Below are 13921 nucleotides of genomic sequence, written 5' to 3' on the forward strand. Positions count from 1 at the left end.
AAAAAAGGTTGAATTCGCCGGTTTGCCAGCGGGAAAGGTCTGCGGCATAATGAAGCAGCAAGGAGGAAAGCTATGTTAAATTTCATGGTATTAGTAGGAAAGGTCAAAGAAATTCCCGAAATCCGGCTGACAGCGGCCGGCACAAAAATCGCGACGATGCTGCTGGAGGTCGACCGCGGATTCCGCAACAGCAATGGCGAGTATGATCAGGATGTTTTTAATGTTGTGCTGTGGCGGGGGATTGCGGAAACCTGCGCGGATTTACTGCGTCCCGGTTCGGTTGTCGCGGTGAAAGGCCGGCTGCAGGCGCACAATTACGAGCCGAAGGAGGGGCAGATGTATTACAACGCGGAGATCGTGGCGGAAAAGGTTTCGTTTATTTCAGTGAAACCGCTCAACAATCCGCCGTTAGCGGAAATGGCGGTGTGACGTTTATTTCTTTGTAAGAATTTGCAGATTGTTGGAAATCCGTTTATAAGCTATACTTGAAATCGAAATGAGGGATAATGATGAATGAGAAAATCCTGATCGTCGACGACGATGCGGAAATCGCTCAGCTGGTTTCAGTTTATCTGAAAAACGAAGGTTTTCAAACAACCGTGGAGTACAGCGGAACGGAAGCGTTGAAGTTAATTCGGGACCACAAATTTGACCTTGCGGTTCTTGACGTCATGCTTCCGGACTGCAGCGGATTTCATCTGTGTGAAGAAATCCGCAGCCATTATAATTATCCGGTCATCATGCTGACGGCCAAAGGCGAGGATATTGATAAAATTACGGGGCTGACAATCGGGGCTGACGATTACATCACCAAGCCGTTTAATCCGGTTGAAATGACAGCCCGCGTCAAAGCGCAGCTGCGCCGGTATATGCGCTATAATTCCCAGAAGCGGGACGATAATATCATTGATTTTCAGGGATTAATCTTAAATTGCAGCACGCATGAATGCACGCTGTATGGGGAAAAGCTGAATCTGACGCCGACGGAGTTTTCAATCCTTCAGATGTTGTGTGAGAATCGGGGCAAGGTCATCAGTTCGCAGGATTTGTTTGAAAGCATCTGGAAGGAAAAATACTTCGAGTCCAACAATACGGTGATGGTCCATATCCGGCGCATCCGCGAAAAGATGCACGAACAGCCGCGCAATCCGAAATTCATAAAGACGGTGTGGGGAATGGGGTATAAAATTGAAAAATAGCCTGCGACGATTTAAGATCCGGCTGTTTCTGGAGTTAAGCCTGCAGATTGTCGGCGCAATTCTGCTGCTTTTACTGGGACTGCGGCTGGTCGATGGAATTTTAAATGATTTTATTGCGAATTTTCTATTCTCACTGGACAGCGACCTGTATCGGTTCTGCGTACGCAACAAAGCGGCGCTGTTGTTTTTAATCGGTTCCGGCACGATTATGATCGTCATCTATTTTACGATCCGTAAGACTTCGAACTATCTGGAACAAATCATCACCTCGATCAACCAGGTTTTTAATAAAGATGAGAATTTGGTCGTGCTGCCGACGGATTTTAAGGAAATTGAGAATCAGCTGAATTCGATTAAATTTGAAACGCTGCGCAGCGAACAGGCGCAGCAGCAGGAACAACAGAAGCGCGATGATCTGGTCGTTTATCTGGCGCATGATTTAAAGACGCCGCTGACTTCGATTATCGGATATCTGTCGTTGTTGAACGATGAGAAAGAAATCAGTGAGGAACTGCGCGGGAAATACACGCAGATCGCTTTGGAGAAAAGCTATCGGCTGGAAAGTCTGATCAATGAATTCTTTGATATTACACGGTTTGCGCTGCAGAAACAGACGCTCAATAAAGAACCCGTGAATTTAAGCGTCATGCTGCAGCAGCTGACCGACGAGTTTTATCCATTATTTGAGGAGCGGCAGGTTCAGTGCAGGCTGCAGCTGAAAGAGGGCGTAATGATCGAGGCTGACGCCGACAAACTGGCGCGGGTATTTGATAACCTGCTGCGGAATGCATTGGCGTATTGCGACAGGAACAGCGATATCGAGATCACCATGCAGGAAAACGCCGGCGGCGTGGAACTGATGTTCGCCAATATCGGACCGCAGCTGAGCGCCGATCAAATCAGCCTGTTATTTGAGAAGTTCTACCGCGCGGATCCTTCGCGCAGCGCCGCTACCGGCGGCGCGGGATTGGGACTGGCGATCGCTAGGGATATCGTGGAGATGCACGGCGGTACGATCAACGCTGTCGGTCAGGGCAAGCGGATTGAATTCCATCTGCACTTTCGCGCTCTGCCTAAAAACACAGTCCGGAAAGTACCGCTGGATAAAGCTTGAAAAGGAGAAAAGGAGGCTGTGTTTGCGCCTTCTTTTTTTGATTTTGAGCAAAAACCGCTGAAACAGGTGCTTTGCCCCGGATTTCTTGGTATAATAAATCCCGGATAAGAAATTTGCAGGAAAGGAAGAAACAAGTATGGCATTTGAATCGTTGACAGAGCGGCTGAATAAAGCGTTTAAGAATATCAGCGGCCAGGGCAAACTGACTGAAAAAAACATGGACGACATGCTTCGGGAAGTCCGGCTGGCTTTGCTGGAAGCGGACGTCAATTACAAGATCGTCAAAGATTTTTTAGTAAAGGTTAAGGATAAAGCGGTAGGGCAGGAGGTCTATACCTCGCTGAATCCGTCGCAGATGGTCGTTAAGATCGTTCACGACGAACTGGTCGCACTTTTAGGTGAGAAGGAAGCGACGCTGAACTTTAAGGAATCCGGCATGACCATCGTCATGATGGTCGGTCTGCAGGGAACCGGTAAAACCACGTCTGTCGGCAAGATTACTTCGCTGTTAAAACGAAAATATAATAAGCATCCGATGTTGATCGCGGCGGACGTCATTCGTCCGGCGGCGATTGAGCAGCTGCAGACGTTAGGCAAGGAAGTCGGGGCCGAAGTGTTCTCGCTGGGAACGGAAACCGACGCTGTGGAAACGGTCCGTCAGGGCCTGGCGCATGCGAAGGAAATCGGCGCGGATATTGTGTTGATCGATACGGCCGGCCGTCTGCACATCGACGAAGCGCTGATGGAAGAACTGGCGAAGATCAAGGAAATTGCCAAACCGGACGATATTCTGTTAACTGTCGACGCGATGACCGGTCAGGATATCATCAACGTCGCGCAGGCGTTCCATGAAAAGCTGGACGTCACCGGCTTAGTCGTCACCAAACTCGACGGCGATTCCCGCGGCGGCGGCGTCTTGTCCGTCCGTTCGATCACTCAGGTGCCGGTAAAATTTATCGGTTTGGGCGAAAAGATGGAAGATCTGGACGTCTTCTATCCAGACCGCATGGCCGACCGGATTCTCGGTATGGGCGACATCATGACCTTAGTCGAACAGGCCCAGGAAAAGATGGATCTGGAACAATCCGAAAAGAGCGCCCGCAAGATGATGGAAGGCACCTTTACGCTGGACGATATGCTTCAACAGGTCGAACAGGTTCAGAAGATGGGCTCTTTAGGCAGCATCATGAAGCTGATTCCGGGACTCAATCAGTTCGCTTCCCAGCTTGACGATGAAAAGACAACGAAGCAGATGAATCGTTCCAAAGCGATCATCCTGTCCATGACCAGGGAAGAACGTCAGGATCCGGGCATTCTGCGCGCCTCCCGCAAAAAAAGAATTGCGGCCGGCAGCGGCACGACCGTGCAGGAAGTCAACGCGCTGGTCAATCAGTTTGAGAAGACCCGCCAGATGATGAAACAGATGGCGCAGATGCAAAAGGGCGGCAAGCTGAATATGAACGCCCTGATGGGGCAGAAGAAGGGCATGAACATCCCGCTGAACCCACGCCGCCGCAAGTGGTAAAAAGCAGAAAAACAAGAAAATGAAGCCTGTAAAGGAAAAACACTTGACAGGCTTTCTTTTTATGATATGATGAGTAAGTAATTTTCAGGAGGTATAGAAAAATGGCTGTTAAACTGCGTTTAAAGAGAATGGGTGCTAAGAAGGCTCCGTTTTACAGAATAGTCGCTGCGGATTCCCGCTTCCCAAGAGACGGACGTTCCATCGAAACGATCGGATACTACAATCCGACAACGAATCCGGCTACCGTTAAGATCGATGCGGATCTGGCAATGAAGTGGCTGAGAAACGGCGCGCAGCCTTCCGACACAGTTCGCAATCTGTTGTCCGGCGAAGGTCTGATGAAGCGTTTGCACGAAGAAAAAAACGCGAAGTAAAGTATGGCAGAACTCGATCTGGAGAAAGTCTTACTGAACCTGGTCAAGCCGATGGTGGAAGACCCGGACAGTGTTTCAGTGAAGTCGCTGCCAAGTCTTAACGAAAACGAGATCCTGTTAGTGGTGTATGCCAAGAGCGAGGATATCGCCCGTTTGATCGGCCGCCAGGGAAGCATGGCTTCCGCGCTGCGGCAGCTGATGAACGTGCCGGCCCGGATCGAAAACCGCCGGATTTCGGTAAAATTTGAGTCGTATTAAGAAGGATGCCCTGCATCCTTTTTTCAAAGCAGAGAAGGGGGAAGCCGGATGAAGAAAATGATCATTGGCAAAATTGTCAACACCTTTGGTATCCGCGGAGAGTTGAAGGTGGTTCCGGATACGGATTTCATTGAAGAACGCTTTGCGCCGGGACAGACGTTGATCGTCTGCCTGCCGGAAGGTGAGGCAGAGGTCACGATCGCGTCGGTTAAGGAACATAAAGGTCTTTTGCTTATGCTGCTGGAAGGCGTGACGAACATCAATCAGGTAGAACATTTCAAGGGCTGCGAACTGGCAGTTGATCAGGACGCCCTGCCGCCCTTAGCGGAGGGTGAATATTATTTCTTCCAGCTCAAGGGCTTAAAAGCGATTGATCCGCAGGGGAACGAATTGGGGACTGTCGTGCGGATGGAAGCCTCGGCGGCGCAGAATCTGATCCGATTAAAAAAACTGGACGGCAAGCAGGCGTTAATTCCGTACATCGACGTTTTTGTGAAGCAGGTTGATCTGCAGGCGAAAACGATCACGCTCGATCTGATTGAGGGACTGTTATGAAAATCACGATCCTGACGCTGTTTCCCGAAATGTTTGAGGGCTTTTTGACGACGTCGATCATCAAGAAAGCCCGCCTGAAGGGGCTGGCGGAAATTGAAGCGGTCGATATCCGCGAATTTACCGACGATAAGCACAACCGCGTCGACGAATATCCTTTCGGGGGCGGCCAGGGGATGATCATGAAATGCCAGCCGGTGCTCGATTGTCTGAAAAGCGTCCGGACGTCCCAAAGCCGGGTGCTGCTGATGGGACCGACCGGCCAGCGGTTTACTCAGGCCAAGGCCCGCGAGCTGGTAAAACAGGATCACCTGATTCTTTTGTGCGGTCATTACGAGGGCTTCGACGCGCGGATCCGCGCGTATGTCGACGAGGAAATCAGTATCGGCGACTATGTGCTGACCGGCGGCGAACTGGCTTCGATGGTGATCACTGACGCGGTGACGCGCTTGGTGCCGGGCGTCATTACGGAAGAAAGCCATCTCGATGAATCGTTTGAGAACGGCCTGCTGGAATATCCGCAGTATACCCGGCCGGTGGATTATGAGGGGCACACGGTGCCGGAGGTGCTGCTTTCCGGCCATCATGAAAACATCCGCAAATTCCGGCTGAAGGAGTCGCTGCGGCTGACGCTCCAGGTGCGTCCGGACTTGTTGGAAAACCGGAGCTTCACGAAGGAAGAACGAAAGCTTCTGGATGAAGTGCTGGAAGAGGAAGAAGCGAAAGCGGAGGCACTCCTGCGATCAGAAAGTCCGGAAAATCAGGAGAATCTGGAATAAAAAGGATTGCGTTTTGACCTCGCGTATGTTATAGTAATACAGCTTAATAGCGTCCATGTTCCGCTGATTCTGCTGAATGAATGAGCATCGGATAAAATCGAGATTTGAAAAGGAGAAAAAGTATGAATCTGAATTTAGTCAACGAAATCACAAAAGATCAGCTCCGTACCGACATTCCGGAATTCCGTCCGGGCTGCACAGTCAGAGTTGACGTCAAGATCAAAGAAGGCGACAAGTCCCGTATCCAGGCGTTCGAAGGTCTGGTCATCGCGAAGAAGGGCAGCGGCATCGCTGAAACCTTCACGGTTCGTAAAATGTCCAGCGGCGTCGGCGTTGAAAGAACATTCCCGCTGCATTCGCCAATCATCGACAAGATTACCGTCGTCCGTCGAGGCAAGGTCAGAAGAAGCAAGCTGTTCTATCTGCGCGGCCTGTCCGGCAAAGCGGCTCGTATCAAAGAAATTCGCTAGTCGAAGCCGGAGCTATCCGGCTTTTTCTTTTGTTGCGCCCCAAAGCGGCGCAGGGAGGAGTTGCCATGGAAGAAAACAAACAAGCGCCGATCAACTGGGGACGGGAGATTCTGGATTTCCTGAAGATGCTGCTGATCAGCATCGTCGTCGTGTTCCTGTGCACGCGGTTTTTAATCCGGCCGGTGCGGGTCGACGGCGATTCCATGTATCCGACGCTGCACAACAACGCGATCGGGTTTTCCAATATTCTGACTTATCGGATGCAGGGCTTAAAGCGTTTTGATATCGCGATCATCTATGTGCCGGAGAAGAAGGAATATCTTGTCAAGCGCGTGATCGGGCTGCCGGGGGAAACGATCGAATACCGTCAGGATCAGCTGCTTGTCAACGGCGAAGCTGTGGCAGAAGATTTCTTCGATCAGGACTACAAGCGCAGTCAGAGCGCCAACGGCAGCTTCACCCAGGATTTTGGACCGGTGACGCTGGCGGATGACGAATACTTCATGCTCGGCGACAATCGTCCGTATTCCAGCGATTCCCGCTGGTACGGCCCGTTTAAGAAGGAACAGATCAAGGCGAAGGACGTTGTCGTGCTGTTCCCGTTTCAACAGATAGGAGTGCATTGATATGACCATCCAGTGGTTTCCCGGGCACATGACCAAAGCCAGGCGGGAAATGCAGGAAAATTTAAAGCTGGTCGATTTAGTGATCGAGCTGCGCGACTGCCGGATTCCGCTGTCTTCCAAAAATCCGATGCTGGATGAAATCATCCAGATGAAACCCCGTTTGATCGTGCTGTCAAAAAAAGATAAAGGCGAAGCGGAAATCACCCAGCAGTGGATCGAGAAGCTGAAGGACGATACGACGCTGGTCATCGCCGCCGATCTGCTTCACGATTCGTTTGTGCCGAAGCTGACGCAGGCCTGCAAGGAAGTCATGAAGGAAAAAATCGAACGGATGATCCGCCGGGGAATCCGGCCGCGTGCCATCCGCGCGATGGTGGTCGGCGTGCCCAATGTCGGCAAGTCCACGATGATCAACCGGCTCGCAGGCAAGAAGATCGCCCAGACCGCAGACCGGCCGGGCGTTACCCGTTCCCTGCAGTGGGTCAAGCTGAACAAGGACGTCGAGCTGCTTGATACCCCGGGTGTGCTGTGGCCGAAATTTGAAGATCCGACCGTCGGTTTTCATCTTGCGCTGACCGGCGCGATCCGCGATGAAATCTTACCGAAGGAGGAGGTCGTGGTCTATGCCCTGAAATGGCTCAGCGCCAACGAGCCTCAGCGGTTAAAGGAACGCTACGCGCTGGAGAACCTCGCCGCGGATCCCTATGCGCTTTTGACGCAGATCGCCGTTGCCCGCAAGCATTTGAATAAGCAGGGCGAGGCAGACCTCACGCGCACGATCGACATGGTGATCAACGAAATCCGCAACGATAAGCTGGGACCGATCAGCTGGGAGCGTCCGGCATGAATCATCAGGCTGGATTGGAATATGAGCGCAGCTTCTGGGATCAGGGCAAGCATGTCGTCGGCATCGACGAAGCGGGCCGGGGACCGATTGCCGGGCCGTTGGTCGTGGCGGGAGCCGTGTTCGACATCGGTTACGCGAATTCTGAAATCTACGATTCCAAAGCGCTGAGCGAGAAAAAACGGGAGAAGCTGTTTTCGCTGATCCTGCGGGAAGCCCGCTGCTACAAGATTAAAATCGTCACCCCGGAAGAAATTGACACGCTTAATATTTACCGGGCGACGCAGAAAGCGATGGAAGAAATCGCCCGCGAAATTGATGCGGAAGCCGTATTGACCGACGCGATGCCCCTGCTTCACTGCGCCAAGCCGACGCTGTCGATCATCAAAGGCGATCAGAAGAGCCTGTCGATTGCGGCCGGCAGTATTCTGGCGAAGGTCGTGCGGGATCATATCATGCTGGGCTACGATCGCTTATATCCGGACTACGGTTTTGCCAGGCATAAGGGATATCCGACCAAAGCGCATCTGGAAGCGATGGAGAAATACGGCGTGCTGCCATTCTACCGCAAAAGCTACGGTCCGGTTGCCCGGATGAATCAGATGACGCTGGATTTGGATTGATCGTGATATTTCTTATCCGCTAGAAAAATGGAATTGAACAAGGAAAGAAAATGGTCTGCCTATTCCGGATCATTTTTTTGCTTTTGAGGATCGCGAGGATTTGGGAGAAAGCCGGACCGGAACTGCGGAATCTCTAAAACCAAACTTGTACGATTTCAATGCGATTTGGGCTTAACGGTAAAAAAAACGGGCTGTTGGTAAAAAAAACAGGATTTTTGGAAAATCCTGCGTATATCTTTTATAGAAGGGATTCGGTGAAGATATGCGGAAACAAATTTTAGGGCTGGCCCTGCGTTATCAGGGGGAATGGGAAAAGATCACGGAAGGACTGAAACGGGGAGAGAAACCACCCTGCGCAGAGATTGCCGTTCCGTATGTGACCTGGGCGGACGCGGAGTATCCGGCGCTGCTGCGGCAGCTGCGCTTTCCGCCCTGGATTCTGTTTTACCAGGGAAATCTGGCGTTAGCCGATCTGCCGGCGACGGGGATCGTCGGTTCCCGGCGGGCCTGCCGCTATGGCTTAACGATGACGGAACGCTGCTGCGGGGCGCTAAAGGACGAGGTGATCGTCAGCGGGCTGGCGCTGGGGATCGATGGGGCAGCACACCGGGTAGCCTTGCGGTTATGCCGGGGCACGATCGGAATCGCCGGCTGCGGACTGGACCGGCCCTATCCGGCGTATAACCGTGATTTATATACGGAACTGCCGAAAGCCAATCTGCTGCTGAGCGAATATCCGCCTCAGACGCCGCCGCTGAAGCATCACTTTCCTTGGCGCAACCGGCTGATCGCCGCGCTGAGCGACCGGATCGTCGTCATGCAGGCGGGATTTCACAGCGGCACGATGCTGACGGTCAACGAAGCGATCGAGCTGAACCGGGAGGTCTGGTGTCTGCCCTATCCCGCAATGAATAAGGAAGGCGAGGGCTGCAACCTGCTGATCAGTCAGGGCGCGGAAATTCTAATGGAGCCCTCCCAGCTGACGCGGACGCCGCAGGAACGACGTCAAGCCTGTAAAAACCGTGTTAAAACCATGAAATTTTAAAAAGACATTTGTAATTTCCTTGAAGTTATGGCAATATAGGTTATTGGAACTGAGAAGGACTCAGTAGTAAGGAGGATGACGATGAAAAATTTAGTCATTGTCGAGTCGCCGTCAAAATCAAAAACAATCGAAAAATACTTGGGTAAGGATTACGAAGTAGTTTCCTCCAAGGGACATATCCGCGATCTGGCCATTAAAGGAAAGGATGGCCTGGGCGTTGACGTCAACGACAATTTCAAAGCAACTTACAGCATCAGCGATGATAAAAAAGAAACCGTCAAAGAATTGAAAGCCAAGGCGAAGAAAGCCGATCAAGTCTATCTGGCAACCGACCCCGACCGCGAAGGGGAAGCGATTTCCTGGCATTTAGCCAGCGAATTGAAGCTGGACGTCGACCAGGACAACCGCGTCGTGTTCAACGAAATCACCAAGGATGCGGTACTGCAGGCGTTTGATCATCCGCGTAAAATTGATATGGACCTCGTCCATTCTCAGGAAACCCGTCGGATTCTCGACCGGATCATCGGCTTTAAGCTGTCCAAGCTGCTCAAATCCAAGATTCGCAGCAAGTCGGCCGGCCGCGTGCAGTCGGTCGCATTAAAGCTGATCGTCGAGCGGGAAAAAGAAATCAAAGCGTTCGTGCCGGAAGAATACTGGACGCTGGACGCCAAGTTCAAAGAGGACGATAAGGAATTCAGCGCGGCGTTAGCCAAGATTCAGGGCAAGAAGGCGGAGATTAAAAATAAGGAACAGGCTGACGAGGCGCTGGCTGCCTGCCAGGGACCGATGACCGTGACCGCGTTAAAGAAGCAGGTCCGCAAAAAGGAGGCCAAGCCGCCGTTAATCACCTCGACGCTGCAGCAGGAAGCGTCCACCAAGCTGAGCTTTTCCGCCAAGAAGACGATGCAGGTCGCGCAGAAGCTGTACGAAGGCGTTGAGCTGGAAGATCACAGCGAAGGTCTGATCACCTATATGCGTACCGACTCCACGCGGTTAAGCAACGTCTTTATTGAAGCTGCGCACGATTTTATTGTCGGTCGCTTCGGTAAGGAATACTGGGGCAAGTACAAGATTAAAAATGATGAAAATTCACAGGACGCGCATGAAGCGATCCGTCCGACAAATCTGGAAAATGAGCCGGACAAGGTGAAGAAATACTTAACGCCGGATCAGTATAAGCTCTACAAGCTGATTTATGCCCGCGCCGTGGCTTCGTTAATGGCGCCAAGCAAATCCAACACCGTCAGCGTTGTCCTGTCGATCAACGGCTACGACTTCAACGCCAGCGGCACGCAGTTGGCGTTCGACGGTTATTTAAAAATGGTTTCCGACTATGAGTCCAGCAAGGACGTGCTGCTTCCGGATCTCAGTGAAGGCCAGCAATGCACGCCGGTTTCGCTGCTGGGCAATCAGCACTTTACGGAACCGCCGCTGCGGTATTCCGAAGCCCGGCTGATCAAGGAAATGGAAGAGGAGGGCATCGGCCGTCCGTCGACCTATTCGATGATCATCGACACGATCCAGCAGCGCGGTTACGTCGAATTGAAGAAAGCCAGCGAATCGAGCAAGACGAAAGTCTTTTTCCCGACCGAACAGGGCGAGCTGACCTCGCAGAAGCTGGAAGAATTCTTCAACGAGATCATCAACGTCCGCTATACGGCGAACATGGAAACCGAGCTGGATGAAATCGCCGAGGGCGGGCGTGATCACGTGCAGTCGCTGAAGGAGTTCTACGACAAATTTGAACCGTTGGTCGACAATGCCTATCAAAATATGGAAAAGATGGAGCCGGAAAAAATCGGCGAGCTCTGTCCGGATTGCGGCGGCGAGTTAGTCATCCGTCACGGCCGCTTCGGCAAGTTCATCAGCTGCCTGAACTATCCGCAATGCAAATACACGCGCAAAATTGAAGCGCCGGAAAAAGAAAAACCGGAGCCGACCGGCAAGATCTGTCCGGAATGCGGCGGTGAGCTGCTCAAGCGCAAAAGCCGCTACGGCAACTATTTCCTGGGCTGTTCCAATTTCCCGAAGTGCCGGCATATTGAAAATATCGAAGGCGAGAAGAAACCAACCTTCCGCCGGAAAGGGAAGAAAAAGGATGACGAGTAGGGTAACGGTCGTCGGCGCGGGGCTGGCGGGCTGCGAGGCGGCCTGGCAGCTGGCACAGCGGGGCATCGCGGTGACGTTAGTCGAAATGCGGCCGGAAAAAATGACGCCGGCGCACAAGACCGGCAAGTTTGCCGAGCTGGTCTGTTCCAACTCGCTGCGCTCCGATGCTCTGACCAACGCCGTCGGGGTGCTGAAAGCGGAAATGCGGCGGCTGGATTCCGTCATCATGAGCGTTGCGGATCAATACAAAGTGCCGGCCGGCAGCGCGCTGGCGGTCGACCGCGAAGCGTTTTCGGAAGCGGTGACGGAAAAAGTCAGCGGCCATCCGTTAATTGAAGTCGTTCATCGCGAGGTGACGGAAATCCCGGAAGGTCCGTGTATCATCGCCAGCGGCCCGCTGACCAGCGATGCGCTGAGCCGGCAGATTCAGGCGTTTTTCAATCAGGAATCCTTTTACTTTTACGATGCGGCCGCGCCGATCGTCGACAAGGACAGCATCGACTTTACTCAAGCCTATTACAAGTCCCGCTACGATAAGGGCGAGGCGGATTACATTAACTGTCCGATGGACAAAGCTCAGTTCGAGGCGTTTTACGACGCCTTAATCCACGCGGAAAGCGCGCCTGTCCACGAACATGAAAAAGAGATTTATTTTGAAGGCTGCATGCCGTTTGAGGAAATGGCGCGGCGCGGGGAGAAGACCTTGTTGTTCGGCCCGATGAAGCCGGTCGGTCTGGAACGTCCCGACGGCAGCCGGCCTTACGCCGTCGTGCAGCTGCGCCAGGACAACGCCGCCGCGAGTATGTATAACGTCGTCGGCTTCCAGACGCATTTAAAATGGCCGGAACAGCGCCGCATTCTGCGGATGATTCCGGGCCTGGAAAACTGCGAGATCCTGCGCTACGGCGTCATGCACCGCAACAGCTATATCAATTCGCCGCTTTGCCTGCGGCCGACTTACCAGACCGTCAAGCGCGAAGATCTGTTTTTCGCGGGGCAGATGACCGGAGTGGAAGGGTATATCGAATCGGCGGCCAGCGGCTTAAACGCCGGCCTTCAATGCGCCCGGCTTGTGCTGGGGTTGACGCCGGAGCCGTTTCCGCAGACATGCATGATCGGCGCGATGGCGCATTACATCACGCATGCCGACCCGAAGCATTTCCAGCCGATGAACGCGAACTTCGGCATCCTGCCGTTAGTGCAGAAAGTGAAAAAGAGCGAACGCAAGGAAGCGTATGGCATCCAGGCGTTAAACGAGCTGGCGCAGTTTCAGCAGTCGCTGACATGGAACACGAAGTAACGCCGGAAGAAGCTGCGAAAAAACAGCTGATGAGCGTGGCTGAGGAATTCGTTGAATTCATCGTGGCCCGCCGCAGTGGTTCCCCGGCGACCGCCGACAGCTACGGCCGTGATCTGGAACGCTTCGCAGCCTATCTGGCTGAAAAAAAGATCACGGATTTCGGTCAGGTCGACAAAGCGGTGATGTTTGATTATGTCACGCTTCTGCGCAGCGGCAAGATTACCCGCGGCAAGATCAGCGACAGCTCGTTTTCGCGAATGTTGTCGACACTGCGGTCCTTTTATCACTATTTAATCCGATACAAAGGCGTCAAGGTCAACCCGACGCGGGGGCTGCGCGCGCCCAAGCTCAACCGCACGATCCCGGAGTTTCTGACGTTTGATCAGATGATGACGCTGTTCGATTCGTTCGATCTGAACGATCCGGCGGCGCTGCGCAACCGCGCGATTCTGGAAACGATGTATGCCTGCGGGCTGCGCGTCAGCGAGGTATGTTCGCTGACCCTGGCCGAGCTGGATCTCAATGAGCGGATCCTGACGGTGACCGGCAAGGGCGACAAGCAGCGGATCGTGCCGTTCTATAAACGTTTGAGAACACTGCTGATGCGGTATCTGCGGGATTCCCGGGCGCTGTATCTCAAAGAGGAGCACGGCTTTGTGTTTGTATCGCAGCGCGGGGCGCCGATCACTCCGCGGGCGGTGCAGCTGATTCTGGCCCAGGCTGGGCAGGATGCGGGACTGAACCAGCCGCTGCATCCCCACATGCTGCGGCATTCGTTTGCGACGCATCTGCTGGACAACGGCGTCGATCTGCGCACAGTCCAGGAACTGCTGGGGCACAGCTCGCTGTCAACGACGCAGATTTACACGCATGTGACCGTTGATCGGCTTAAGCAATCGGTGGACGCGGCGCATCCGCATTCACAATCCATTCTGAAAAAATCGGAAAACTGTTAAAATTAGTTAAAATCAGGTCAATAGTAAAAGTAAATGCAGGTAAAGAAGAAAATGTGTATCGGGGCAGAGCAAAAGGAGAAACAGAGTAAAAGGAAACAAAAAAAGAGCCAGATAATGAGGGAAAAGTGTTAAAATATCCGTAGAAAC

16 protein-coding genes are annotated in these 13921 nt (G+C 52.8%); all 16 read left to right on the plus strand.

Features of this window, described 5'->3' with window-relative positions:
* Nucleotides 1-72 precede the first annotated feature (72 nt).
* The 16 genes from I2D94_RS15295 to xerA all read left to right on the plus strand — a co-directional run bounded on the left by I2D94_RS15295 (nt 73) and on the right by xerA (nt 13774).
* Nucleotides 73-429, plus strand: a complete 357-nt coding sequence (locus I2D94_RS15295; protein ID WP_072683535.1) for a single-stranded DNA-binding protein — start codon at nt 73-75, stop codon at nt 427-429.
* An 80-nt stretch (nt 430-509) separates the two neighbouring features.
* The gene (vanR, locus tag I2D94_RS15300) at nt 510-1199 is read left to right on the plus strand and encodes a VanR-ABDEGLN family response regulator transcription factor (RefSeq protein ID WP_006060879.1); all 690 of its coding nucleotides are present in this window, start codon (nt 510-512) and stop codon (nt 1197-1199) included.
* Nucleotides 1189-2313, plus strand: coding sequence for a cell wall metabolism sensor histidine kinase WalK (locus I2D94_RS15305; protein ID WP_195397544.1), 1125 nt, complete (start codon nt 1189-1191; stop codon nt 2311-2313). Before vanR ends, I2D94_RS15305 begins: the two co-directional genes overlap by 11 nt.
* 136 nt (nt 2314-2449) lie before the next feature.
* On the plus strand, nt 2450-3838 hold the full coding sequence (gene ffh, locus I2D94_RS15310; RefSeq protein WP_195397545.1) for a signal recognition particle protein: 1389 nt from the start codon (nt 2450-2452) through the stop codon (nt 3836-3838).
* Nucleotides 3839-3939: 101 nt separating this feature from the next.
* On the plus strand, nt 3940-4212 hold the full coding sequence (rpsP, locus tag I2D94_RS15315) for a 30S ribosomal protein S16 (protein WP_006060882.1): 273 nt from the start codon (nt 3940-3942) through the stop codon (nt 4210-4212).
* A 3-nt stretch (nt 4213-4215) separates the two neighbouring features.
* On the plus strand, nt 4216-4470 hold the full coding sequence (locus tag I2D94_RS15320; RefSeq protein WP_006060883.1) for a KH domain-containing protein: 255 nt from the start codon (nt 4216-4218) through the stop codon (nt 4468-4470).
* Nucleotides 4471-4518: 48 nt separating this feature from the next.
* The gene (gene rimM, locus I2D94_RS15325) at nt 4519-5025 is read left to right on the plus strand and encodes a ribosome maturation factor RimM (RefSeq protein WP_195397546.1); all 507 of its coding nucleotides are present in this window, start codon (nt 4519-4521) and stop codon (nt 5023-5025) included.
* Nucleotides 5022-5801 carry a tRNA (guanosine(37)-N1)-methyltransferase TrmD gene (gene trmD / locus I2D94_RS15330; protein WP_195397547.1) on the plus strand — a complete coding sequence of 260 codons (780 nt, stop codon included), beginning with the start codon at nt 5022-5024 and terminating at the stop codon, nt 5799-5801. Before rimM ends, trmD begins: the two co-directional genes overlap by 4 nt.
* 122 nt (nt 5802-5923) lie before the next feature.
* Nucleotides 5924-6271 carry a 50S ribosomal protein L19 gene (gene rplS / locus I2D94_RS15335; RefSeq protein ID WP_006060887.1) on the plus strand — a complete coding sequence of 116 codons (348 nt, stop codon included), beginning with the start codon at nt 5924-5926 and terminating at the stop codon, nt 6269-6271.
* Nucleotides 6272-6336: 65 nt separating this feature from the next.
* Entirely contained in the window at nt 6337-6897 is a 561-nt protein-coding gene (gene lepB / locus I2D94_RS15340; RefSeq protein WP_072683530.1) for a signal peptidase I, read from the plus strand.
* A 1-nt stretch (nt 6898) separates the two neighbouring features.
* Nucleotides 6899-7744 carry a ribosome biogenesis GTPase YlqF gene (gene ylqF / locus I2D94_RS15345; RefSeq protein WP_195397548.1) on the plus strand — a complete coding sequence of 282 codons (846 nt, stop codon included), beginning with the start codon at nt 6899-6901 and terminating at the stop codon, nt 7742-7744.
* On the plus strand, nt 7741-8364 hold the full coding sequence (locus tag I2D94_RS15350) for a ribonuclease HII (RefSeq protein ID WP_195397549.1): 624 nt from the start codon (nt 7741-7743) through the stop codon (nt 8362-8364). The genes ylqF and I2D94_RS15350 overlap by 4 nt, the downstream gene beginning before the upstream one ends.
* 262 nt (nt 8365-8626) lie before the next feature.
* Nucleotides 8627-9409, plus strand: a complete 783-nt coding sequence (gene dprA, locus I2D94_RS15355) for a DNA-processing protein DprA (RefSeq protein ID WP_195397550.1) — start codon at nt 8627-8629, stop codon at nt 9407-9409.
* An 81-nt stretch (nt 9410-9490) separates the two neighbouring features.
* Nucleotides 9491-11518, plus strand: coding sequence for a type I DNA topoisomerase (gene topA / locus I2D94_RS15360; protein WP_195397551.1), 2028 nt, complete (start codon nt 9491-9493; stop codon nt 11516-11518).
* Nucleotides 11508-12818, plus strand: coding sequence for a methylenetetrahydrofolate--tRNA-(uracil(54)-C(5))-methyltransferase (FADH(2)-oxidizing) TrmFO (trmFO, locus tag I2D94_RS15365; protein ID WP_195397552.1), 1311 nt, complete (start codon nt 11508-11510; stop codon nt 12816-12818). The genes topA and trmFO overlap by 11 nt, the downstream gene beginning before the upstream one ends.
* Nucleotides 12803-13774, plus strand: coding sequence for a site-specific tyrosine recombinase/integron integrase (gene xerA / locus I2D94_RS15370; protein ID WP_195397553.1), 972 nt, complete (start codon nt 12803-12805; stop codon nt 13772-13774). Before trmFO ends, xerA begins: the two co-directional genes overlap by 16 nt.
* Nucleotides 13775-13921: the final 147 nt, after the last annotated feature.

This window comes from Holdemania sp. 1001302B_160321_E10 (assembly GCF_015552275.1).
GTDB lineage: Bacteria > Bacillota_I > Bacilli_A > Erysipelotrichales > Erysipelotrichaceae > Holdemania.

Bases quoted from the DNA above. Each gene is read 5' to 3' on its own strand.
- I2D94_RS15295 (WP_072683535.1), top strand. From the start codon at position 73: ATGTTAAATTTCATGGTATTAGTAGGAAAGGTCAAAGAAATTCCCGAA.
- vanR (WP_006060879.1), top strand. From the start codon at position 510: ATGAATGAGAAAATCCTGATCGTCGACGACGATGCGGAAATCGCTCAG.
- ffh (WP_195397545.1), top strand. From the start codon at position 2,450: ATGGCATTTGAATCGTTGACAGAGCGGCTGAATAAAGCGTTTAAGAAT.
- rpsP (WP_006060882.1), top strand. From the start codon at position 3,940: ATGGCTGTTAAACTGCGTTTAAAGAGAATGGGTGCTAAGAAGGCTCCG.
- I2D94_RS15320 (WP_006060883.1), top strand. From the start codon at position 4,216: ATGGCAGAACTCGATCTGGAGAAAGTCTTACTGAACCTGGTCAAGCCG.
- rimM (WP_195397546.1), top strand. From the start codon at position 4,519: ATGAAGAAAATGATCATTGGCAAAATTGTCAACACCTTTGGTATCCGC.
- trmD (WP_195397547.1), top strand. From the start codon at position 5,022: ATGAAAATCACGATCCTGACGCTGTTTCCCGAAATGTTTGAGGGCTTT.
- rplS (WP_006060887.1), top strand. From the start codon at position 5,924: ATGAATCTGAATTTAGTCAACGAAATCACAAAAGATCAGCTCCGTACC.
- lepB (WP_072683530.1), top strand. From the start codon at position 6,337: ATGGAAGAAAACAAACAAGCGCCGATCAACTGGGGACGGGAGATTCTG.
- ylqF (WP_195397548.1), top strand. From the start codon at position 6,899: ATGACCATCCAGTGGTTTCCCGGGCACATGACCAAAGCCAGGCGGGAA.
- I2D94_RS15350 (WP_195397549.1), top strand. From the start codon at position 7,741: ATGAATCATCAGGCTGGATTGGAATATGAGCGCAGCTTCTGGGATCAG.
- dprA (WP_195397550.1), top strand. From the start codon at position 8,627: ATGCGGAAACAAATTTTAGGGCTGGCCCTGCGTTATCAGGGGGAATGG.
- topA (WP_195397551.1), top strand. From the start codon at position 9,491: ATGAAAAATTTAGTCATTGTCGAGTCGCCGTCAAAATCAAAAACAATC.
- trmFO (WP_195397552.1), top strand. From the start codon at position 11,508: ATGACGAGTAGGGTAACGGTCGTCGGCGCGGGGCTGGCGGGCTGCGAG.
- xerA (WP_195397553.1), top strand. From the start codon at position 12,803: ATGGAACACGAAGTAACGCCGGAAGAAGCTGCGAAAAAACAGCTGATG.